This is a genomic window from Pedobacter sp. AJM (assembly GCF_002197755.1).
In the GTDB taxonomy this organism is placed as follows: domain Bacteria; phylum Bacteroidota; class Bacteroidia; order Sphingobacteriales; family Sphingobacteriaceae; genus Pedobacter.
Genome location: NZ_NHOT01000002.1, coordinates 271,346 through 294,081, shown reverse-complemented (window position 1 = coordinate 294,081; position 22,736 = coordinate 271,346). Strand labels below are relative to the sequence as shown.

Below are 22,736 nucleotides of genomic sequence, written 5' to 3'. Positions count from 1 at the left end.
TGATTTCACTGGTTTAAAAGATTTCACCGATTAAAGTGATTTCATTGATTAATTATTGTTTATTTGCAGCAAAGACTACAAAATTGTAATACTGATAATAACAGTTTGCATTTTGCAATCCTGCTTCTTCCAACCATTTTAACTGGTTGTTTAATGATGCCATCATATCAACTTTAATTCGATCGAAGGCACTTTGCTTTTCATCTTCTGTTAAATTTGGATGTTGCTTTACGTGGTTTTTCCAGTTTTCAGTATAAATCTTTTCTGCTAAATCGGTTTCACCTAAAACCTGGTCGGCGTTAATCAACCAGCCATCAGATTTTAGTGTTTTTGCGATTTTCCCAAATAACTGTTGTTTCAATTCATCTGGTAAATGATGTATGGCTAAGCCGGAAACTACCAAATCGTAATGATTTTCAGGTAAATCAATGGTTGCAAAATCCGCATTCAAAAAGCTGATGTTCTCATTTCCTACGAAGCGTTCTTTTGCTTTTTTAAGCATATCCTGAGAAATATCTACAAGTGTGATTTTAGCGTCGGGATATTTTTCTTGAAAAAAAGCACTCATTAATCCTGTTCCGGCACCAACGTCCAAAATGTTCTTTACAGTTGAAACTTGTTCAGATAAGGCTAAAGCTGTTCCATAAAAATCATCAAAACAAGGAATCAGAAAACGCCTTTGCCTATCGTACTTTTCCGATACGGCATTAAACTGATTTTGTATTTCTTGTAATTTTTCCATTTTTATTTTATAGCCTTCGTATTTTACAACCTATGTACATTTAAGATTTTGTTACCTTAAACCTCAGTATAATGTTCAACTGTTGGAAAAGGATCATAAAAGTGATGTAATAAATTTTTCCAATCCTGATAGGCAGCTGAACCCCTAAAGCCTTCAGTATGATCTTCCAATGTTTCCCAATTGACCAGCAGAATATATTTACCAGTTTCTTCAAGGCATTTTTTTAATTGGTGCGAAATGTAGCCATTCATTGATGAAATGATTTTTTGAGCTTCGCTAAAGGCCTTTTCAAAATCAGCAGATAAACCTGCTTTTACATGTAATATCGCAACCTCTAAAATCATGTTTTATGTTTCTGTTATCGCAATTACTAATGAATAGGTATTTTACAATCTTTAATCTTTCTTTATTATCCTTGCTCTTGCAAAAGCATTTCCCTCACATCAGTAATTACACCAGTAACAGCGGCGGCGGCAGCCGTTAACGGACTAGCCAAGAGTGTACGGGCATTTTGTCCTTGTCTACCTTCAAAGTTTCTGTTCGATGTAGACACACAATATTTACCAGCAGGGATTTTATCTTCATTCATACCTAAACATGCGCTGCAACCTGGTTCGCGTAACTGGAAACCTGCTGCTTCAAAAATCCGATCTAAACCTTCATTCTTAGCCTGTTGTTCCACTTGTTTTGAGCCTGGAACAATCCAAACCGTTACGTTATCTGCCTTGCGTTTGTCTTTAACGAAATCTGCTACTTCGCGTAAATCTTCAATGCGTGAATTGGTACAACTGCCAATGAAAACATAATCGACCGGTTTGCCGATTAAGGATGCATCATCATCGAAGCCCATATAATCCAGTGCCTTTTGATAAGAAAGCTTTTCTTTCTCTGGTTGTGCATTGGTTGCGGGGATATGTTCCTGGATGCCCATACCCATTCCAGGGTTGGTTCCATAAGTAATCATTGGCGCAATATCCGCTGCATCAAAAGTGAGTACGCTATCAAATTTTGCATCAGCATCGCTGTATAAAGTTTTCCAGTAGGCTAATGATTTGTCCCATTCTTCACCTGCGGGCGCAAACTCTCTTCCTTTAATATAATCGAAAGTGGTTTGATCTGGTGCAATTAATCCTCCTCTGGCACCCATTTCAATGCTCATGTTACAGATCGTCATCCGGGCTTCCATACTTAAAGCCTCTATTGCCGAACCTGCATATTCAATAAAGTATCCGGTACCACCTGCTGCAGAGATTTGTGAAATGATATAAAGAATAATATCTTTTGCGCCAACGCCTTTACCAAGTTCACCATTTACCTCAATTTTCATGGTTTTGGGTTTCGATTGCAATAAACATTGCGTGGCGAAAACCTGTTCTACCTGCGAGGTGCCGATACCGAAAGCAATTGCACCAAAAGCACCATGTGTAGAGGTGTGACTATCGCCGCAAACCATTGTTTTTCCTGGTAAGGTTATACCTAATTCAGGACCGATGACGTGAACAATTCCCTGGAATGGATGTCCTAAACCATAAAGTTCAATGCCGAATTCTGCACAATTTTTAGTCAGCATATCCACCTGATAGCGGGAAAGTTCCTCTTTAATGGGTAACGACTGGTTTAAAGTAGGCACATTATGGTCGGCTGTTGCCACCGTTTGTTTCGGACGCAAGACAGGCAAATCTCTTTTGCGCAAACCATCAAAAGCCTGAGGAGAAGTTACCTCGTGAATGAGGTGTGTATCGATGTATAAAATGTCAGGAAATCCTTCTTCACTTTTTACAACGTGAGCATCCCAAATTTTTTCTACTAATGTTTTTGACATTTTTACCCCCTAGCCCCCTAATGGGGGAATTTAAGTTTGTAATTATTATTTTTCTAAGACCTGTCCTAAATCCCCTCTACTAAAAGAGAGGGGATTTAGGGGTGAGGTTATGCAGTTTTAATGGCTTTCATTGCAGTCATTGCTTTGCGTAAAGTAGCACCAATTTGTTCTACTTCATGTGAGCGGATGGCCTCATTCACCTCAATTAATTTTCTATTGTCTACAGCGCCATCCTTGCCTTCATTAAAGTTTTTACCAACCAAATCAGTGTCTACCTTTTTCATGAAGTCAGCCAATAATGGTTTACAAGCCTGATCAAATAAGTAACAACCATATTCAGCGGTATCAGAAATTACACGGTTCATTTCGAACAATTTCTTACGGGCGATGGTGTTTGCAATAAGAGGTGTTTCATGCAGTGATTCATAGTAAGCAGATTCTGGTTTAATACCAGCCTGTACCATCGTTTCAAAAGCCAGTTCTACACCGGCACGTACAAATGCCACCATAAGTGTATAGTTGTCAAAATATTCCTGCTCACCAATTTTAACATCGCCGGCGGGTGTTTTTTCGAAAGCAGTTTCACCTGTTTCAGCTCTCCATTTTAACAAGTTTTTGTCTCCGGCAGCCCAGTCTTCCATCATGGTGCGGCTAAACTCGCCACTCATGATATCATCCTGGTGTTTTTGAAACAACGGACGCATGATGTCTTTTAGTTCTTCAGAGATTTCAAAAGCTTTGATTTTGGCAACGTTACTTAACCTGTCCATCATGGCTGTAATACCGCCTTGCTTTAAAGCTTCAGTAATTACCTCAACACCATACTGAACCAGTTTGGAAGCGTATCCTGCATCGATTCCTTTTTCGACCATTTTATCGAATGATAGGATAGAACCTGTTTGCAATAAACCACAAAGGATGGTTTGCTCGCCCATTAAATCAGATTTAACCTCTGCAACAAAAGATGATTTTAATACACCAGCCCTGTGACCGCCTGTACCTACGCAATAGGCTTTAGCTTGTGCCAAGCCTTTACCTTGAGGATCGTTTTCAGGGTGTACAGCAATTAAAGTAGGTACACCAAAACCACGAACATATTCGGCTCTCACCTCACTGCCCGGGCATTTAGGAGCCACCATAATCACCGTTAAATCTTTACGGATTTGCATGCCTTCTTCCACGATATTAAAACCGTGAGAATATAATAAAGTAGCACCATCTTTCATCAATGGCATAATGGCATTCACCACAGCTGTATGTTGTTTATCAGGCGTAAGGTTGATTACTACATCTGCAGTTGGGATTAATTCTTCGTAGGTACCAACCTTAAAGTTGTTTTCAGTTGCGTTTCTCCATGAATCTCTCTTGCCTTCAATCGCCTCTTTGCGCAACGTATAGCTTACATCTAAACCACTATCTCTTAAATTTAAACCCTGGTTTAAGCCCTGCGCGCCGCAACCAACAATTACCAGTTTTTTGCCTTTTAAAGCGCTAACGCCATCTAAAAATTCGTTGCTATCCATGAAATCGCAAACACCAAGTTGGTTTAATTTTTCTCTGAGAGGTAATGTGTTAAAATAATTTGACATCGTTTTATTGGTTTATTTCTATTTAATTATCGGTTTATATATTTTTTTTCCTTCGGTTTGATTACACAGATATAGTGATTATGCAGATTTTTTATCCATTTTACATCTGATATCTTCCAATTTTTTCCTTCGGTTTGATTACACAGATGGGTTGATTTCACAGATCATATCATTCATCTTCAATCTTTAAATTTTATTTTTTTGTGCCCATGCATAGCCATAATGCAAGTTATCATGACCAATCGTGGTGATCAGTACATCTTCTATACTGTTCATCTGCACGCCATAGGTAGCTGTTGTGAAAGGAGTAATGATGGAAAATTTTCCATTTGCATAATCTTCCTTAATTTTTTCAATGCTCTGTAATGCAGTAGCTTTTAATTCTGCTACTTCTTCTTTAGTTACTGTATAAGATGGCTTTGTATCTTTTTTATAATATTCGTTAAATTTTACCGAAGCAGCATCTTGTAATATACCGGTACGAACATAACAAAGCGTTTGCGTGCTCACTACAATATGGCCAAAGTTCCAGATGATGTTGTTGTTAAATCCATCGGGAATTTTATTCAATTCTTCGATTGTTAAGCCATCTATTAACTTAATAAATGCCTTACGTGAGTTTATTATGAAATCAAATACTTCGTTCATATTTTTTCTTTAATCTTTGTATTTTCAGCTTAGTTTCGCTCTTCGTTAAAAGTGATCCGGTTAAAGAATGGGTCATTTATGGTTACTGCCCAGGTTCCATGAAAAGTTTCCTCTAAGCCTGGACTATTATATTTGTAATTCTTTGCTGTTATTTCTTTATGGAATTCCTTTAAACCTACACAGTCAACATAAACGTGCGCACCAGGGGCGCTATCTCCATGGTGTTCGCTTAAATGAAGTTCAAGACCGTTTAATGAAACCTGGATATAAACCGGGGAATTCTTTTCCAAGGGGTATTCCCAGTCTATTTTAAATCCAAGCCAGTTTACATAAAACTCGATTGCTTTATCATAATCGAATATTCTTAAAATCGGTATGGTTTTATTGCATTTCATATTTCTTTAATTTTTAACCGCAAAGAGCGCTAAGCATCGTGTTGTTTACCTTCACCTTATGCCTTTCTACCTTTCACCTTTGTATTACATCGTAAAAATCTTCTCTCCCTTATCTAAAAATTCATTCTCTACTAATTCTTCCCCTGGTTCAAAGGCTTCAAATTCTTTCAGCTTTTCGTGGAAGCCTGCACTGTCTTTTATAATGGCAACTCTTGCAGAACGAACAAATTCAATTAACTCATATGGCTCCAGGGCCTTTACCAGAGCATCTGTTTCCTCTCTGTGTCCGGTTACAGCAAAAACCGTATAATCTTTCCGGATTACCACGGCACTTGCGCCATATTGCCTAAGCAAACGCTCTACCGTTACTTTTTCTGCAATTTCATCAGTAGAAACTTTATATAGTGCCAGTTCCTGCCAGATGATTTCCTCATTAGTGTTGAAATAGACTTTCAATACCTCAATTTGCTTTTCAATCTGGCGTGCAAGTTTTCTCACTACTTCGTAACTTTCCGTAATTACAATGTTAAAACGGTGAATCCCATCTATTTCTGATGGCGAAGTGTTTAAACTTTCGATATTTATTTTTCTTTTAGAGAAAATGATCGCAATCCTGTTTAACAGACCAATACGGTTTTCTGCATATACGGTGATGGTGTATTCCTGCTTTCCGTCTAAATCAGCCTTGTCTATTTTATGTTGTATTGTATTTTCAGTACTCATGTCCAAAATTTTTACCACCAAGGCACAAAGGCCATGAAGGTTTTGTTTATGCTATTTTTCGCTTTAGTCTTTCAGCTTACTTCAACCTGATTTCGCTTACACTCATTCCTTGAGGAACCATAGGGAAAACGTTATTTTCTCTTCCTACCATCACCTCTAACAGATAAGAACCCTCGTGGCTGATCATCGTTTCCAAAGCTTTTCTGAGGTTAGCACGATCATCAACTTTATCAGCTTCGATGTAATAAGATTTAGCTAAAGCCACAAAATCAGGACTGGTAATGTTCACAAATGAATAACGTTTATCATGAAATAATTGTTGCCATTGACGAACCATCCCTAAAAAACGATTGTTTAAAATCAGGATTTTAACAGCTGCCCCGAATTGCATAATGGTACCCAGTTCCTGTGGGGTCATCTGGAAACCACCATCTCCAATAATGGCGATTACCGTTTTATCAGGAGCACCGTATTTAGCACCAATTGCTGCAGGTAAGCCAAAGCCCATGGTACCTAAACCACCAGATGTAATATTACTACGGGTATTATTAAACTTGGCATAACGGCAGGCCACCATCTGGTGCTGACCAACGTCAGTCACAATTACGGCATCGCCACCACAAATTTCATTGATGTTGCGCAATACCTCGCCCATAGTCATTTCCTCACTGGTTGGATACAGTTCAGGAGTAATTACCTGATCAATTTCCTGTTGGTTATATTCTCTGAATTTGGCCAGCCAGTCTTCATGTTTGTTTTCATGCACCAGTTTGGTTAACTGGGGTAAAGTTTCCTTACAATCGCCCCAAACCCCTACATCAGCTTTAACATTTTTATCAATTTCAGCTGGGTCTATATCCAAATGAATGATTTTGGCTTGTTTTGCATATTTATCTAAACGCCCGGTTACCCGATCATCAAAACGCATCCCGATTGCGATTAAAACATCACATTCATTGGTTAAAACATTAGGGCCATAGTTGCCATGCATTCCTAACATCCCTACATTTAAAGGATGGGCGGTGGGGATCGCGCTTTCGCCCAAAATAGTCCAGGCCGCTGGAATGCCAGTTTTCTCTATAAAAGCTTTAAATTCTGTTTCAGCTTTGCCTAAAACAATACCCTGTCCGAAAAGAACAAATGGTTTTTTTGCTTCGTTGATTAGTGCAGCTGCTTGCTCAATATATTCTACACGAACTTTGGGCTTAGGGCGGTAAGAGCGGATATGATTGCATTTTACATATTCAGGAAATTCCTCTACCTGTAATTGTGCATTCTTGGTAATATCAATTAAAACCGGTCCTGGTCTGCCGCTTTTAGCGATATAAAAAGCTTTGGCCAAAACTTCAGGAATTTCTTTTGCATCAGTAACCTGATAGTTCCATTTGGTAACTGGCGTAGTAATGTTAATGACATCTGTTTCTTGGAAAGCATCAGTTCCCAAAAGATGAGCAAAAACTTGTCCGGTAATACAAACTAGCGGCGTGCTATCAATCTGGGCATCGGCTAAGCCAGTAACTAAATTTGTAGCACCAGGGCCGCTGGTGGCAAACACTACACCAACTTCACCACTTGCCCTTGCAAAACCTTGTGCGGCATGGATACCACCTTGCTCATGGCGGACCAAAATATGTTCTAATTTGTCAGCATAGTCATAAAGTGCATCATAAATTGGCATGATGGCACCGCCGGGATAGCCAAAGATGGTGGTTACACCCTCTTCAATTAATCCATTCAACAAAACCTGAGATCCTGTTCCTTTAAAGAGGGTTTTTGAGGCTTCTGCCTTAGTCTCGGTTTGTTGTAGTGTATCTTGTGCAGTTTCCATAATTATATTTTTACGGTTCTATTATTCTTTGATTTTAAACCCAATCCGCTCTCTATCTTTCCATTTCAACTGAGTGATTTTTTCGTCTATTAAATTTTCCATTGCATCATATAGTTCATTCAATTGAACATCGTGTTCACCAATCCGTTCTTTAATTGCTGTTAGTTGTTCATTCATATTACTTTGTTTTAGCAAAATTTTTCGAACATCAACAAAAACTCTCATGATGGCAATATTCATATTAATTGCCTTTTCACTCTTCAATACGCCACTTAGCATGGCTACGCCTTGCTCTGTGAAAGCATATGGCATTTTTCTGGTGCCTCCCCAACTTGAAGTCACAAATTGTGACTTCAAGTTGGGGTTATTAGTCAACTCAATTTTTAATGGGTTAACTTTTTCACATCCGGTTACCATTTGTGATCGGATACTTTCCCATTCTTTTGAAGTAAGTTGAAACATAAAATCTTCAGGAAAGCGTGTGATGTTTCGTTTCACTGCCTGATTCAATACTTTTGTCTCTACTTCGTAAAGTGATGCCAGATCAAAATCTAACATTACCCTTTCATCCCTGATTGTATAAATTCTACTTTCAATGCTTTTAATAATTTGCATATCTTTTTCATTTAAATATTAATTTATAGTCGGGATGACTTTTTGTTATTTCCTTCTCCCTTCAAAGGGGATAGGGTTTAGTATTCGTCAGTTACACAGCCACTTGCTGCGTCTGATACTGTTTTAGCATATTTGTATAAAACACCTTTTGTAACTTTTAATTCTGGTTGAACATATTTTGCTCTTCGTGCTGCGATAATTTCTTCGCTTACTTGCAAACTGATGATGTTATTTACGGCATCAATCAAAATTGGGTCGTTATCTTCCACCAAGCCGATTAAGCCACCTTTGTATGATTCCGGAGTGATGTGCCCAACTACAAAACCGTGTGTACCACCTGAAAAACGTCCATCAGTAATCAAAGCAACTGATTTACCTAAACCAGCACCAATGATAGCAGAAGTAGGTTTCAACATTTCAGGCATGCCCGGTGCACCTACCGGACCAGAATTTTTAATCACAATTACATCACCAGGCTGAACACGACCACTTGAAATACCTGCAATTAAATCATGCTCACCATCAAATACACGCGCCGGACCTTCGAACTTTTCACCTTCTTTACCGGAGATTTTTGCAACTGAACCTTTTTCGGCTAAGTTGCCGTAAAGGATTTGCAAGTGACCAGTTGGTTTGATGGGTTCGCTTAATTTCTGAACAATTTTCTGATCATAATCCATAATTGATTTTACATCAGCCAGGTTTTCAGCCATTGTTTTGCCGGTTACGGTTAAGCAATCGCCGTGTAATAAACCCTCGTTTAGCAAGTATTTCAATACTGCAGGGATGCCGCCATACTGGTGTAAATCTTGCATTAAGTATTTACCACTTGGTTTAAAATCGGCCAGTACAGGGGTTATATCGCTCATTCTCTGGAAATCATCCTGTGTAATGTCGATGCCGATGGCTTTGCCCATTGCGATAAAGTGCAATACGGCATTGGTACTTCCGCCTAATATGATGATGGAACGAATGGCATTTTCAAATGCCTTTCTCGTCATGATATCAGATGGCTTAATATCTTTTTCCAATAAAACTTTAATGTATTTCCCGGCATCTAAGCACTCTTGTTTTTTTTCCGGACTAATGGCCGGGTTCGAAGAGGAGTAAGGCAAACTCATTCCTAAAGCCTCAATTGCCGAGGCCATCGTATTGGCCGTATACATGCCACCGCAGGCACCTGCACCCGGACAAGTATGTTTGATGATGCCCTGATAATCTTCTTCCGATAAATTACCGCAAATTTTTTGTCCTAAAGCTTCAAAGGCAGAAACGATATTCAATTCCTCTCCTTTGTAATGTCCTGGTGCAATTGTACCACCATAAACCATGATAGACGGGCGATCTAAACGGGCCATTGCCATAATTGCTCCCGGCATATTTTTATCACATCCCGGAATAGAAATAATACCATCATAATACTGCCCCCCGCAAATGGTTTCAATACTATCTGCAATCACATCACGGCTCACCAATGAATAACGCATACCATCAGTACCATTACTCATTCCATCACTTACACCAATGGTATTAAAAACCAAACCCACTAAATCATTTTTCCAAACCCCGGCTTTAACATCTTTTGCAAGGTCATTTAAGTGCATATTGCAGGTATTGCCATCGTAACCCATGCTTGCAATGCCAACCTGTGCCTTTGACATATCCGCATCGGTTAATCCGATTCCATAAAGCATGGCTTGCGCCGCCGGTTGTGTGGGATCTTGTGTAAATGTTTTACTGTATTTGTTTAATTCGCTCATGGTTTAAAATGTATATACTGGTTCTGTTAGTTTGTTGTTTTTTTTACGCCGATTACAATGCCTGAGGCCCATACCTGTTTAGTTATTTGCAAATCATTGCGCGATTCTAAATCTGCTATTAACTTGATTGCTTTTTCCTGATGACCGTCAGGCCAATTTAATTGAGGAAGCATATCATCTATAATATAAAGTCCTCCTGGATTCAACATGGCAATGACTTCATCCAAAAGCAAATACTTTCCATTCCAGGTATCTGCAAAGATGTAATTAAACTTTTTGTGTTTATTTTTTTTAATCCAATCGCCTCCATCCGTTAAAATTATATTTGCCCGGGTATCATTTCCCAAGAAATCCTTCGCAATGCTTAAAAATTTTTCATCATTGTCAATAGATGTCAGCGTAGATGATGCATCCATTCCATCCAATATCCATGAAGTTGATAAACCTGTTCCTGTACCTAATTCCAGAAAAGTGCTGCCAGGTTTTGAACTTGCAAGTGTTCTTAATAAGGAACAAGTCAGCACATCAGATGCCATATCAAATCCTGATGCTTTAGTCGCACGTAAAATTTGCTGGTAGGTATTCGGAAATTGCTGGTTGATCTCTTGATTCATTATTTTTAGATAATTACCTCATAGTTTACTTTTTCCAATACCAGATTTTTGTAAGCACGCTGAATGGTATAACCAATAGACTCCCTCCAAAGGTTGCGGAAAACAATGTCATCAATGGAAGCAATGCCCGCAATTTCTGTGGCCGTTCCACATAAAAAAGCACTATCGGCATTTTTTAAATCTTCTACCGTTATTTTTTTCTCCATACATTCAATATCTAATATGGTACAAAGTTCTTTCACTGTTGCCCTGGTAATTCCGGGTAAAATATTCCCTAATGACGGCGTATAAATTTTGCCATCTTTTTCAATGAAGATATTTGCACCAGATGCTTCAGCAACAAATCCATGCATATCTAAAAGCAAAGCCTCATCGTAGCCTTTAATATTCGCTGCGGTAGTTGCCAGGATGGAGTTTATGTAATTTCCACTCAACTTTGCTTCCATAGGAGTTGATTTCGGGTTTGGTCGTTCGTAATCCGAAATGGTTAATTTCAACAGTTTATTACCTGAGTAAGCATCCCAATCCCAGGCACAAATTAAAATAGAAACCCCGCTCGGGCCATTCAATTTCATGTTTGGGTGGCAAAAAACCAAAGGGCGGATATAAGCGTCTTTTAATTTATTCAGGGTTAATAGCTTATAAGTTTCTTTGATTAATTCTTGCTTATCCCAGGGGAAAGGAATATTAGCTAATTGGCAGGAGCGCTCCAAACGATCGAAATGTGCTGCTGCCTTAAAAATACGGTTGCCGTTATGGGTTTTGTAAGCCCTGATGCCCTCAAAAGCTGCATAACCATAATGTAGCGATTGACCATAAAGATCAGTACTGCTATCTACAGCTTTTTCAAACCGTCCGTCAAGGTAAATAATCGTATTAGAATTATAATATTTCATAATACTGCGTTTTGTTATTTAAAAAAAGCGTCCTGTTTGTGTCAGGACGCTTTAAGTATCATTTTTTTTGAAAAATCTATTTAATCTGCGCCTGCTTACTGCTCCATAAAATATTCAGTAGGAGTAGGTTCGGCGTAATGACAGGTAACAATACAACATTTACTGCAGAAATTGCTGTAGTATAATGTGAAAAAGTATTGCTTTGAATTGCCATGGTTTTCTGTTTCTTTATAAATACCAATTTAGTTTTTGGTATATTAATAAACAAGAGAAATAGAAAAAAAAAGAAATCAGAATATAATTCTTTAATAACTTGATAATTTGAAATATAATTCCATTTTTAATAAGAATTACTGATATACCATGGGTGATGGTAGACTAAATATCAAAACGGTATACAGTCTGTTTGTTATGCTTGCATTGCAATTTTTATGGTTTTCTTCTTAAAATGGGTTTTTAACTAAAGAAAATTGAAAATAAGAACAGTTTAAAAACTAGATTTTTTAGGCGTTTTCAGGGAATGTAAATTTTAATACATTCAATTTTATCAGGCATTGCTTTATTGTATTCAGTTCTAAAGAAAAAAGCCTTCCCGAAATTAATCGAAAAGGCTTTTCTTTGAGATGCTGAAATAAAATCAGCATGACGAATTTTATTAAGCAATACCTTCTGCCAGAACGACAATTTTATTATGAATGGCTTCAACTACGCCACCTTTAATAAAAAAACGTTGTTCATCAGTTTTACCTGCTTTTATAATAACTTCTCCATCTTCCAAAGTTGAGATGATCGGAGCATGGTCTTTTAAGATCTGAAAAGAACCTAAAGTACCAGGAACAGTAACTGCTGTTACTTCACCTTCGAATACTTTTTTATCTGGAGTTAATATTTCTAAATTCATTTTGAATAGATTTGAGATTTGAGACATGAGCTTTGAGACCAGGTCTCTCTCATATCTCCTATCTAGTGTCTCACGTCTCTCTTAGTTTGCTTCTGCTAATAATTTTTTACCTTTTTCGATGGCATCTTCAATGCTACCAACTAAGTTAAATGCAGCTTCAGGATACTCATCCACTTCACCATCCATAATCATGTTGAAACCTTTAATGGTATCTTTAATGTCAACCAATACACCTTTTAAGCCTGTAAATTGTTCAGCTACGTGGAAAGGTTGTGACAAGAAACGTTGAACACGACGTGCTCTTGATACGACTAATTTATCTTCTTCAGATAACTCATCCATACCTAAAATCGCGATGATATCCTGTAATTCTTTATAACGTTGTAAAGTTTCTTTCACACGTTGAGCCGTGTTGTAGTGCTCATCACCTAAAACAGCAGGAGAGAGGATACGTGAAGTAGAATCCAAAGGATCTACCGCAGGGTAAATACCTAGCTCAGCAATTTTACGTGAAAGTACCGTAGTGGCATCCAAGTGGGCAAATGTTGTTGCCGGTGCAGGGTCAGTTAAATCATCCGCAGGCACATATACCGCTTGTACTGATGTAATTGATCCGCGTTTAGTTGATGTAATACGCTCCTGCATTAAACCCATTTCAGTTGCCAATGTTGGTTGGTAACCTACTGCTGATGGCATACGACCTAATAAAGCTGAAACTTCAGAACCTGCCTGAGTGAAACGGAAGATGTTATCAACGAAGAAAAGGATATCTTTTCCGGCACCTTCGCCATCACCATCACGGAAATATTCTGCAACCGTTAATCCTGATAATGCTACACGAGCACGTGCACCAGGAGGCTCGTTCATCTGACCGAAAACCAATGTTGCTTTAGATTCTTTTAATTTTTCAGTGTCAACAGATTTCAAATCCCATCCACCTTTTTCCATAGAGTGTAAGAAATCATCACCATAGTTGATTACGCCTGATTCAATGAACTCGCGAAGTAAATCGTTCCCTTCACGGGTACGCTCACCAACACCTGCGAATACTGATAAACCCGCATAAGCTTTAGCGATGTTATTTACCAGCTCCATAATCAATACGGTTTTACCTACACCTGCACCACCGAATAAACCAATTTTACCACCTTTAGCATAAGGCTCTAATAAATCGATTACTTTAATACCTGTAAAAAGTACTTCAGTTTCAGTAGATAAATCCTCGAACTTAGGAGGAGTAGCGTGAATAGGACGGCCACCAGTTTTATCAACAGCAGTAATACCATCAATGGCTTCTCCAACCACATTAAATAAACGGCCTTTAATCTGGTCGCCAACTGGCATTTGAATCGCTGAACCCGTATCAACCACACTCATTCCACGAACTAAACCATCAGTAGAGTCCATTGAGATTGCACGAACACGATCTTCACCTAAGTGCTGTTGAACTTCTAAAACAATTTTTTGTCCATTTTCTTTCGTTATCTCTAACGCATCAAAAATTTTAGGTAGATGGGCATCATCAGCAAAGCTAACGTCAACCACTGGGCCGATAATTTGTGCTATTTTTCCTAAGTTAGGCATATCTGTTGTGAGTAAATTTATTACAGTCAATGAATTAAAGCTGTTTACAAGGGCTCGAATTCGGTTGGCAAAGTTAAGTTATTATTAGTAAATTTTAAATATATATTAGAAATTTTTCTAACAGGGTTTTAATAGGTAATTTAGGGCTTTAAAAAATCGAATGAAAACCATTTTAGTCACCGGAAGCAATGGTCTTTTAGGCCAGAAAATAACGGAAAAAATTTTAAAGGAAGGAAGAGTAAACCTAATTGCAACTTCAAAGGGCGCAAACCGGTATCCTGCTGTTCGAGGTTATCAATATGTTGAAATGGATATTTTAGATTTTGATCAGGTGAAACAAATTCTAAAAATTCATCAACCTGATGCGGTTGTTCATACTGCTGCAATGACGAATGTTGATACCAGTGAAGAAAATAAAGCTTTATGTGATCAGTTAAATGTTCAGGCTACTAAAAATCTGGTATCCATTTGTGAAGCATACCGTATCCATTTTATACATTTAAGTACTGATTTTATATTTGACGGGTCGGCCGGCCCTTACAGGGAGGAGGATGTACCCAGACCACTTAGTTATTATGGCGAAACTAAACTTAAAGCAGAAGATGCCGTTAAAGCATCGAAAGTAAGCTGGGCTATTTTGCGCACCATACTGGTTTACGGAATTAATTCTGATATGAGCAGAAGCAATATCGTGCTATGGGCAAAGAATGCATTAGAAAAAGGCCAGCCCATTCAGGTGGTTAACGACCAGTGGCGCACACCAACACTGGCGGAAGATTTAGCCGAGGTCTGTTTGCTGGCGGTAGAAAATAATGCGAAGGGCATATACCATATTTCAGGCAAAGATTACATGAGTATTGCAGATTTAGTAAAAAAAGTTGCCGATTATTGGATGCTGGATCAATCGTTGATTTCGCAGATCAGTTCTGAAAGCTTAAACCAAACAGCTAAACGCCCTGCTAAAACAGGTTTTATTTTGGATAAAGCGATGAATGATTTAAATTACCAACCGCATAGCTTTGAAGAAGGGTTGAAAATCTTGGACGAGCAGATGAAAAAAAATAATTAGTTCACTTGTCACTAGTTCATTAGGCAGGCAAGCTTAATAATAAAAATAAAACATTTAACAATAAAACAATTAAATATGTCACTACAAATAGGCGATCAGGCCCCGGATTTTAAATTATACAGCTCTGATTTAACAGAGGTTTCATTATCAGCTTTTAAAGGGAAAAAGGTCATCATTCATTTTTTTCCGATGGCTTTCACCGGAGTTTGTACAGAACAATTATGTGCCATGCGTGATAACTTTAGCTTTTATGAAGGTATTAATGCGCAGGTATTGGGTATTTCTGTAGATTCTCCATTTTCTTTAGCCAAGTTTAAAGAAGTGCAGGGTTATCAGTTTCCTTTATTGTCTGATTTTAATAAAGATGTATCAGAAGCATATAGTGCTTTTTATCCTGAATTTGCATTTGGTTTGAAAGGTGTTTCAAAAAGAGCAGCTTTTGTGGTAGATGAAGAAGGTAAGATCGCTTATGCTGAAGTTTTAGAGAATGCCGGAGAATTGCCTGATTTTAAAGCAATTGATGATGTTTTGAAGGCTTAATCAAAAAAATGGTGAATATAATTTGAGATTTTTTTAAAAATTAATTGGAAATTAAAATCTCAAATTATACCTTTGCAGTCCGTTAACGATACGGAAAATGCATTTGTAGCTCAATTGGATAGAGCATCTCACTACGGATGAGAAGGTTTGGGGTTCGAATCCCTACAAGTGCACAAAAAGCGGCTGATGATCATCAGCCGCTTTTTTTATACCCCCCCCCAAAAAAAAAAATGGCCTGTTCTCATAAAGTTGTTGGTTGCATAATGTCGCAAGAGCAGTGAAAAGTTTTCAGTTGATGAGCGGATTAATTTTGTAATACAGAGTTAACTTCGAGATAAAAGTGTGTTTACATATTTGATTGATAATTAATTATTTAATCTTAAGTATAAAAAACATCGCCATTCAAATGAAGTCATCTCAAAAATTAATTGGGCTTACCATGTCAGCACTGCTTGCCTTAGCCAGCTGTAATAAACAGCAGGAGCAGCCTGTAGCTTTATCAGGTGCTAAATCCAAGCTATCACTTGCCAGTAACCGGGTAATTACGGCCACAGGTGGTACATTTTCGGTATTAACTTATAATGTTGCGGGTTTGCCAGAAATAGCCTCCAGTGCACAAACACCCCGGGCAGCCAGTACTGCGTTAATAGGTAAAATGGCGAATGCCTATGATATTGTGCATGTACAGGAAGATTTTAACTACCATGCAGAATTATATGATAAAGGGAATGCCCACCCTTATCGTTCATCTACAAGTGGCGGAGTGCCTTTTGGAGATGGTTTAAATTCCCTGTCTTATTTTCCTATGACAGATTTTGCGCGTATTACCTGGAACAAACGCATTAATGAGAATGCACTTATTCCGAAGGGATTTACATATTGCCGTTACAGAATAGCCGGTGGCGTGTATATAGATGTTTATAATATGCATACCAATGCGGAGTCTGATCAGGCTTCTATAGATGCACGTGCCGATAACCTATTGCAATTGAGTAATTATATTGCTGCCAATTCTAAAGGAAATGCTGTCATTGTAATGGGTGATTCTAACGGCAGGTATACCCGCGATAATAACCTGCATTTATTTCTGAATGTAAATGGAATGACTGATCCCTGGATTGAACTGATCCGTGGTGGTAATATTCCGGTATTGGGCAGTGCGGCTATTGTGTGCGATTTTCCTAATATCAGTAACACTTGTGAAATTGTAGATAAAATATATTATCGCAGCAGCAAATTTATAAAGCTGCAGGCCTCTGGTTATAATGTGGTAAAAAGTTTTGTAAATGATGCCGGTCAGCAGTTATCAGACCATATGCCATTAACAACTAATTTTACCTATACGCTTCAGTCTGCTTTTGGAGCAAGTGATTTATTTGGAGGTCCGCATGGTAATCCATTTAATGATCTGGAAACCCTTACCTCAGCACATAACGCTAAAGTGTTTACCTTGCAAGGAGCCAATCGTGTTGATGGTATAGGAGTGACTTTTGCAGATGGAACCATTCTAAAACATGGTGGTAACGGTGGTACTGCACAATCACTTACCTTGCAGAACGGCGAAACTGTTACATCGGCAATGTTATGTTCAGGTGAATACTCAGGTCGCACACGAATATTTTACGTTAAACTTACCACCAGTTCAGGCCGAACACTGGCAGTTGGTACAGCAACTTCAAATGTAGTAACCTATACTGCTCCGACTGGTTATAAAATTACCGGTTTTTATGGTAATGCAGGCGACGAGATAGATAAATTAGGTGTTATTTACACTAAAAACTAATCATATTAAACATAAGCATAAGCGGTTGCATCATTATCATGGTCAGCCGCTTATTGTTTTATATGCGTAAGATTTGCATTAAATTTGTCCGGCTTTTTTACTTAAATGCACTGTTTTTTAAGAAACTATTCTAAAATGGTGGTGATATTTGGTTTATGTTAAATAATCTTCAGGATTATTCATGTAAATACTTCGAATTGAGTTTGCAGAACCTTGTTTTTTAAATAAATTCTGAATAATAAATGCCTTATAAATTAATAATTATATATTTGCAGCCTTGAAAGGCAACACTTTGTGTTTCGCTTTCTGATAGTATAGCCATAGGAATAAGGCTTTTTAATTTTAAAGATAACCTAAACCACGTTAATGCTTAATTTAGTTCTCTTTGGCCCTCCAGGGGCGGGTAAAGGCACCCAATCTGAAAAACTGATTGCAAAATATCAGTTGGTACATGTTTCAACAGGCGATCTTTTTAGGGCACACGTAAAAGGTGAAACAGAATTAGGAATAAAAGTAAGTCAATTGTTGGCAGATGGCGAATTGGTTCCGGATGCGATTACAATAGCGATGCTTGAAGAAGAAGTGGATAAAAATCCAGATGCAAAAGGATTTGTTTTTGATGGATTTCCACGTACTGTGCCACAAGCAAAAGAACTCGACTTATTTCTAGAGCGTAAAGGCAGTAAAATTGCTGGTGTTATTGCTTTAGATGTTGATCAGGTTGAATTAACCAAACGTATCGCCGAACGCCATAAGGTGAGTGGCAGACCTGATGACGATGCAGAAAAATTGAAAAAACGGATTTCAGAATACTTTGATAAAACCATTCATGTATTACCTTATTATGAGGAGCAGGGAAAATTGAAAAAAGTAAATGGAATTGGTGATATAGAAAAAGTTTATAGTGATCTTTGCGCTGTAATTGATCAGTTCTAATATTAAAAAATTAAATAAATCTCATCCGCAAAAGATAATCAGTTATTTTTTGCGGATGTTTGTTTTTTAGCGATTTTGGTGATCTGAAATCGTAAATCTAAAATTGTAAAGCAATATGTCGCAGGGTTCGAATTTCGTGGATTATGTAAAAATTTGTTGCCGTTCGGGTAAGGGCGGGGCAGGTTCAGCACATTTGCATCGTGATATTTTAACATCAATGGGTGGTCCTGATGGTGGTGATGGTGGTCGTGGTGGCCATATCATCGTGGTCGGGAACAGCAATATCTGGACATTATTGCACCTTAAATACCGTAAACATATTATTGCCGAAGACGGACTGGCCGGCGGGAGTTCACATAAATTCGGTCGTCAGGGTAAAGATGAAATTCTGGAGGTGCCACTCGGAACCATTGCCAAAGATGCAGAAACCGGTGAGGTGCTTTTTGAGATCACCAAACATGGCGAAACAAAAATTTTAACTCCAGGTGGCCGTGGCGGTTTGGGAAATGCCCACTTTAAAAATGCTGTTCAGCAGACCCCCCGTTTCGCACAACCAGGTGAACAGGGAAAAGAAGTTTGGAATATTCTTGAACTGAAGGTTTTAGCTGATGTGGGTTTAGTTGGTTTCCCTAATGCAGGTAAATCTACTTTATTGTCTGTAGTTTCAGCAGCCAAACCAGAAATCGCCGATTATCCTTTTACGACTATCGTACCTAATCTCGGAATTGTAAGTTACCGTGGCGGAAAATCTTTCGTTATGGCTGATATTCCGGGAATTATAGAAGGCGCATCAAAAGGAAAGGGCTTAGGCTATCGCTTCCTGCGTCACATTGAACGTAATTCTGTGCTTTTATTCATGGTTCCGGCAGATACCAGCAGATCAATAAAGGAAGAATACGAGATTTTAAAACGTGAGCTTGAATCTTATAATCCTGAATTAATGCAGAAACCACATATTCTGGCCATTACAAAATCTGATATGCTGGATGATGAATTGGTTGCTGAAATGAAACAGGATTTGCCAGGTATTCCATCCATATTTATCTCCTCTGTTGCGGAGAAAAACATACTGGAATTAAAAGATTTGCTCTGGAAAGCGATTGAAGGCTGAACCTTTTAACTAAATAGGGTCAACAGTATATTTTGCTTCGTAATAATCTGGGTAGTTAAACTGGCTGACAATCAGGAGTTAAGCTCTTGTCCTGTCTACCAGGCAGCCTACCCATTCTTTTAATAATACATCCCAAATGGAAAATGCTGCTGCATCCGGAATGATAAAATCAGTCAGTTCGAACGCAGATTTTCCAATAAAATTTGTGGGGTAATAATCCAGTTTTTGCTTCGCAATTTTATCAAATATAATTCGTGATCTGGGGATGTGCCAGGCGCTGGTAATCACCAGGATACTTGCATTTGGTTGTTTGCGGTGGATCATATCAATACTCCGCTGCGCATTTTCTACTGTATTCCTGCTCAAATTTTCAACCCATATGGAAGAGTCGGGGATTCCGATTTGTCTTAAAAAATTATAGGTCAGATCAGACTCTTTGGTTGTGGTATCTAATAAATTTGCACTGCCCCCGCTTAGCAAGATTTTTTTGAGATTTCCCGCTTTTAAAAGTTTAACTGCCTGAAATAACCTGTCGCTGCTGGGCCCAAAAGCGATGTCGTTTGTCCTTAAGTTAAGGGATGAATAACCGCCTAAAACGATACCAATATCATGATGATTGCGTAACGGATAGCTGGATTCGTATGCATGTGCAACCTGCCCTGCAATAAAGTTATTAGAAAAGAATAACAGTGATAATATTGCGGCGATTAACAATTGCTTTTTTCTTCGTTTAGACAATAATGCAACCAACAGTAGGATAGAAATCCATACTAGTGGCCGGAGAAGAAATAAAAAAACTTTAGAAAAAATAAAAATCATAGTCAGGCAATTACACCTTAAAACTATGATTTTTATTTTGATCTAACTGGTTGGTTAGCCTTGTCCTTCCTGAACCTGAACATTTTCATGTGCGTTGTCCATCAATTCCCTGATGTCGGATTTTGGTTTCTTCTCCACCTTATGCTTAAAATGAGGTATTTCATGTTCTACAATGTCTTCTTCAATGGCTTCAACTCCAAATACTTTTTCTTTCAATAAATTATATTTATCCTGAAAGCCATAACGCAGGTTTTTTGCGCCACCGGCAATTTTATCTCTTGTTCCGGCTCCGCTATCAGGTGCAAATAAGATGCTTACAATTGCTCCTGCTGCCAAACCTGCAACCAATGCCAATGCAACCTGGCTGTTGTTATTTGATTTGTGGTCTAAATATTTTCCGATTAATTTTCTGTACTTCATCTGTTTATGTTTTAGGTATAGATTATATGATGGAACCCGGTATTAAAAATAAGCCAATTGTGCTTATAAAATGTTAATGACCTCGGATTCATCACGATGCGTTTTTAAAAGGAACAATCGCTAAAGTATAATGTTTCAATAAATCTAAATCAGCTGCAGATGCGCAAAAGATTTGGTAAGTTTAAGCTTAACATAAATGCAGAAAATGGTAAAGGCAACAATAAACAGGGAACATTATGCTTGTTCGGTTACAAATGGTTCACACGATATTATAGTGGATGAACCTTTCGACTTGGGCGGAACAAATAAGGGGTTTGCACCAAAGGGATTATTAATGGCATCATTGGCTTCGTGTGTGGCCATTACCTTAAGGATGTATGCCGACCGGAAAGAATGGCCTGTTGATAAAATAGAAGTGGAGGTAAATGTTGATACGGAGAATGGTGAAATGGTATTCTTCGAAGAAATAACCTGTACCGGGGAGTTAACTGATGAACAAAAAAGCCGTTTGGAAGATATCGCAGCCAAATGCCCGGTGAGTAAAATGCTGACTGTTGGACATGAGGTCAGATCAAAGGTGCTTTAAAAGGTGTAAAACTCATTTACACATTCCTGAAAAGCTTTAATATCTTTGTATCACTCAGTTTTATCTGGAGTAAATAACTATGGCTACTGAAATTAAATGTCCGAATTGTGCCCATGTTTTTCCGATGGAAGAAGCCATGGCCGAAGATTATAAGAAAGAGCTGCGTGAAAAAATGGTCACTTTTACCCGGCAAAAGGACGAGGAATTTCAGCGGAAGCTTGCCGCAATGGAGCATGATAAGCAACTTCAGCAAAAAGCTTTTGAATTAAAGTTGGCTGAAGAAAAAACCAAATTAAAAGATGATTTGGAAGGCAATCTGCGTAAAAGTATTGCTGCGGATTTTGAAACCAAATTACAGATGCTGGAAGGCAATGCGAAGGATAATGAAGAAAAATTGAAACTAGCCCGCGAAAAGGAGCTGGAATTTTTACGCCGTGAGCAAAGTTTGAAGGTAAAGGAAGAGGAGATGGAGCTGGCCTTTCAACGTAAAATGCAAGAGCAGCGCAATGAACTTGTAGAACAGATCCGTAAGCAGGAGGCAGAAAAAAATAGCATTAAAGATACTGAACACCAGTTGCGTTTAAGAGAGCTGGAAAAACAGCTTGATGATCAGAAAAAACTGGCTGAAGAAATGAAGCGTAAAGCCGAGCAAGGCAGTATGCAGTTGCAGGGTGAAGTGCAGGAACTGATTCTGGAAGAACTGTTGCGCAGCAATTTTCCTTTCGACTTAATTGAAGAAGTAGGTAAAGGCGTTCGTGGGGCAGATTGTGTGCAGGTGGTGCGCAACCAGTTTGGGCAGGAATGCGGCAAAATTATCTATGAAAGTAAGCGTACTAAAGATTTTGGTGGCGACTGGATTGAAAAATTAAAAAAAGACATGCGGAGTATGGGCGTTGATGTGGCGGTGATTGTCAGTCAGTGTTATCCAAAAGGCATGAGCAGTTTCGGTCAGCGCGATGGGGTATGGATCTGTTCTTTTGAAGAGGTAAATGCTGTGGCTTATGTGCTGCGCGATGGAATTTTGCGTTTGTCAACTGCCATTAAATCACAGGAAAACCGGGGTGATAAAATGCACATGCTTTATGATTATCTCACGGGTACAGAATTTTCAGAGCAATGGAAAGCCATTCGCGAAGGTTTTATGAGTATGAAACTTTCCATTCAGCGCGAACGGGATGCTATGGAACGTTTATGGAAAGCCCGTGAGAAGCAGCTTGAAAAAGTATTGTTGAACGCCACGCATATCCGAGGCTCCATTGAAGGCATTGCGGGTAATGACAGTATTCAGTTAAGTTTGACAGATGACGATGATGAAACGTTGTTGCTGGATTAAAATGATCACACATATGATGTCC

At 38.4% G+C, this 22,736-nt stretch carries 24 protein-coding genes and 1 tRNA gene; 8 read left to right on the top strand and 17 right to left on the bottom strand.

Going from position 1 to position 22,736, the window contains the following annotated elements:
• Positions 1–52: 52 nt before the first annotated feature.
• The 15 genes from CBW18_RS05205 to atpD form a co-directional block, all read right to left on the bottom strand.
• Positions 53–742 carry a trans-aconitate 2-methyltransferase gene (locus CBW18_RS05205; protein WP_088300265.1) on the bottom strand — a complete coding sequence of 230 codons (690 nt, stop codon included), beginning with the start codon at positions 740–742 and terminating at the stop codon, positions 53–55.
• Positions 743–798: 56 nt separating this feature from the next.
• Complete coding sequence (locus CBW18_RS05200) at positions 799–1,086, bottom strand: antibiotic biosynthesis monooxygenase (RefSeq protein WP_088300264.1); 288 nt, start codon at positions 1,084–1,086, stop codon at positions 799–801.
• Between the two features lie 65 nt (positions 1,087–1,151).
• Positions 1,152–2,564, bottom strand: coding sequence for a 3-isopropylmalate dehydratase large subunit (gene leuC, locus CBW18_RS05195; RefSeq protein ID WP_088300263.1), 1,413 nt, complete (start codon positions 2,562–2,564; stop codon positions 1,152–1,154).
• A 107-nt stretch (positions 2,565–2,671) separates the two neighbouring features.
• Positions 2,672–4,153 carry a ketol-acid reductoisomerase gene (ilvC, locus tag CBW18_RS05190; RefSeq protein WP_088300262.1) on the bottom strand — a complete coding sequence of 494 codons (1,482 nt, stop codon included), beginning with the start codon at positions 4,151–4,153 and terminating at the stop codon, positions 2,672–2,674.
• Positions 4,154–4,339: 186 nt separating this feature from the next.
• A complete protein-coding gene (locus CBW18_RS05185; RefSeq protein ID WP_088300261.1) occupies positions 4,340–4,801 on the bottom strand; it encodes a DinB family protein in 462 nt (153 codons plus the stop codon).
• A gap of 29 nt (positions 4,802–4,830) precedes the next feature.
• Positions 4,831–5,196, bottom strand: a complete 366-nt coding sequence (locus CBW18_RS05180; protein WP_088300260.1) for a glyoxalase superfamily protein — start codon at positions 5,194–5,196, stop codon at positions 4,831–4,833.
• An 84-nt stretch (positions 5,197–5,280) separates the two neighbouring features.
• A complete protein-coding gene (ilvN, locus tag CBW18_RS05175) occupies positions 5,281–5,919 on the bottom strand; it encodes an acetolactate synthase small subunit (RefSeq protein ID WP_088300259.1) in 639 nt (212 codons plus the stop codon).
• Positions 5,920–5,995: 76 nt separating this feature from the next.
• Positions 5,996–7,747, bottom strand: coding sequence for a biosynthetic-type acetolactate synthase large subunit (gene ilvB, locus CBW18_RS05170; RefSeq protein WP_088300258.1), 1,752 nt, complete (start codon positions 7,745–7,747; stop codon positions 5,996–5,998).
• A 21-nt stretch (positions 7,748–7,768) separates the two neighbouring features.
• On the bottom strand, positions 7,769–8,362 hold the full coding sequence (locus CBW18_RS05165) for an ORF6N domain-containing protein (RefSeq protein WP_088300257.1): 594 nt from the start codon (positions 8,360–8,362) through the stop codon (positions 7,769–7,771).
• 77 nt (positions 8,363–8,439) lie between these two features.
• Positions 8,440–10,122 carry a dihydroxy-acid dehydratase gene (gene ilvD / locus CBW18_RS05160; protein WP_088300256.1) on the bottom strand — a complete coding sequence of 561 codons (1,683 nt, stop codon included), beginning with the start codon at positions 10,120–10,122 and terminating at the stop codon, positions 8,440–8,442.
• A gap of 26 nt (positions 10,123–10,148) precedes the next feature.
• Complete coding sequence (locus CBW18_RS05155; protein WP_088300255.1) at positions 10,149–10,736, bottom strand: O-methyltransferase; 588 nt, start codon at positions 10,734–10,736, stop codon at positions 10,149–10,151.
• 5 nt (positions 10,737–10,741) lie between these two features.
• Entirely contained in the window at positions 10,742–11,632 is an 891-nt protein-coding gene (gene ilvE, locus CBW18_RS05150; RefSeq protein WP_088300254.1) for a branched-chain-amino-acid transaminase, read from the bottom strand.
• Between the two features lie 76 nt (positions 11,633–11,708).
• Positions 11,709–11,846: a hypothetical protein gene (locus CBW18_RS21330; RefSeq protein ID WP_172406446.1), complete on the bottom strand. Its 138-nt coding sequence runs from the start codon at positions 11,844–11,846 to the stop codon at positions 11,709–11,711.
• Between the two features lie 441 nt (positions 11,847–12,287).
• Complete coding sequence (gene atpC, locus CBW18_RS05145) at positions 12,288–12,533, bottom strand: ATP synthase F1 subunit epsilon (RefSeq protein ID WP_029283968.1); 246 nt, start codon at positions 12,531–12,533, stop codon at positions 12,288–12,290.
• Positions 12,534–12,614: 81 nt separating this feature from the next.
• Complete coding sequence (gene atpD, locus CBW18_RS05140) at positions 12,615–14,117, bottom strand: F0F1 ATP synthase subunit beta (RefSeq protein ID WP_088300253.1); 1,503 nt, start codon at positions 14,115–14,117, stop codon at positions 12,615–12,617.
• Positions 14,118–14,277: 160 nt separating this feature from the next.
• Between atpD and CBW18_RS05135 the strand changes: the two genes are divergently transcribed.
• The 6 genes from CBW18_RS05135 to obgE all read left to right on the top strand — a co-directional run bounded on the left by CBW18_RS05135 (position 14,278) and on the right by obgE (position 19,556).
• Positions 14,278–15,186, top strand: a complete 909-nt coding sequence (locus CBW18_RS05135; protein WP_088300252.1) for an NAD(P)-dependent oxidoreductase — start codon at positions 14,278–14,280, stop codon at positions 15,184–15,186.
• A gap of 75 nt (positions 15,187–15,261) precedes the next feature.
• Positions 15,262–15,726: a redoxin domain-containing protein gene (locus CBW18_RS05130; protein ID WP_088300251.1), complete on the top strand. Its 465-nt coding sequence runs from the start codon at positions 15,262–15,264 to the stop codon at positions 15,724–15,726.
• 99 nt (positions 15,727–15,825) lie between these two features.
• Positions 15,826–15,899 (top strand) — tRNA-Arg (locus CBW18_RS05125).
• Between the two features lie 266 nt (positions 15,900–16,165).
• On the top strand, positions 16,166–17,509 hold the full coding sequence (locus CBW18_RS05120) for a jacalin-like lectin (RefSeq protein WP_216359196.1): 1,344 nt from the start codon (positions 16,166–16,168) through the stop codon (positions 17,507–17,509).
• A 366-nt stretch (positions 17,510–17,875) separates the two neighbouring features.
• Positions 17,876–18,445, top strand: a complete 570-nt coding sequence (locus tag CBW18_RS05115) for an adenylate kinase (RefSeq protein ID WP_088300249.1) — start codon at positions 17,876–17,878, stop codon at positions 18,443–18,445.
• Positions 18,446–18,560: 115 nt separating this feature from the next.
• Positions 18,561–19,556, top strand: a complete 996-nt coding sequence (gene obgE, locus CBW18_RS05110; RefSeq protein WP_088300248.1) for a GTPase ObgE — start codon at positions 18,561–18,563, stop codon at positions 19,554–19,556.
• Positions 19,557–19,634: 78 nt separating this feature from the next.
• Here the strand turns inward: obgE and CBW18_RS05105 are convergent, their stop codons facing one another.
• A complete protein-coding gene (locus CBW18_RS05105) occupies positions 19,635–20,294 on the bottom strand; it encodes a YdcF family protein (protein WP_172406445.1) in 660 nt (219 codons plus the stop codon).
• A gap of 135 nt (positions 20,295–20,429) precedes the next feature.
• Positions 20,430–20,795, bottom strand: coding sequence for a YtxH domain-containing protein (locus CBW18_RS05100; RefSeq protein WP_088300245.1), 366 nt, complete (start codon positions 20,793–20,795; stop codon positions 20,430–20,432).
• 196 nt (positions 20,796–20,991) lie between these two features.
• On the opposite strand from CBW18_RS05100, the gene CBW18_RS05095 reads away from it, so the two are divergent.
• Positions 20,992–21,381, top strand: a complete 390-nt coding sequence (locus tag CBW18_RS05095; protein ID WP_088300243.1) for an OsmC family protein — start codon at positions 20,992–20,994, stop codon at positions 21,379–21,381.
• Positions 21,382–21,460: 79 nt separating this feature from the next.
• A complete protein-coding gene (locus tag CBW18_RS05090) occupies positions 21,461–22,714 on the top strand; it encodes a DUF2130 domain-containing protein (RefSeq protein ID WP_088300242.1) in 1,254 nt (417 codons plus the stop codon).
• Positions 22,715–22,736 lie beyond the last annotated feature (22 nt).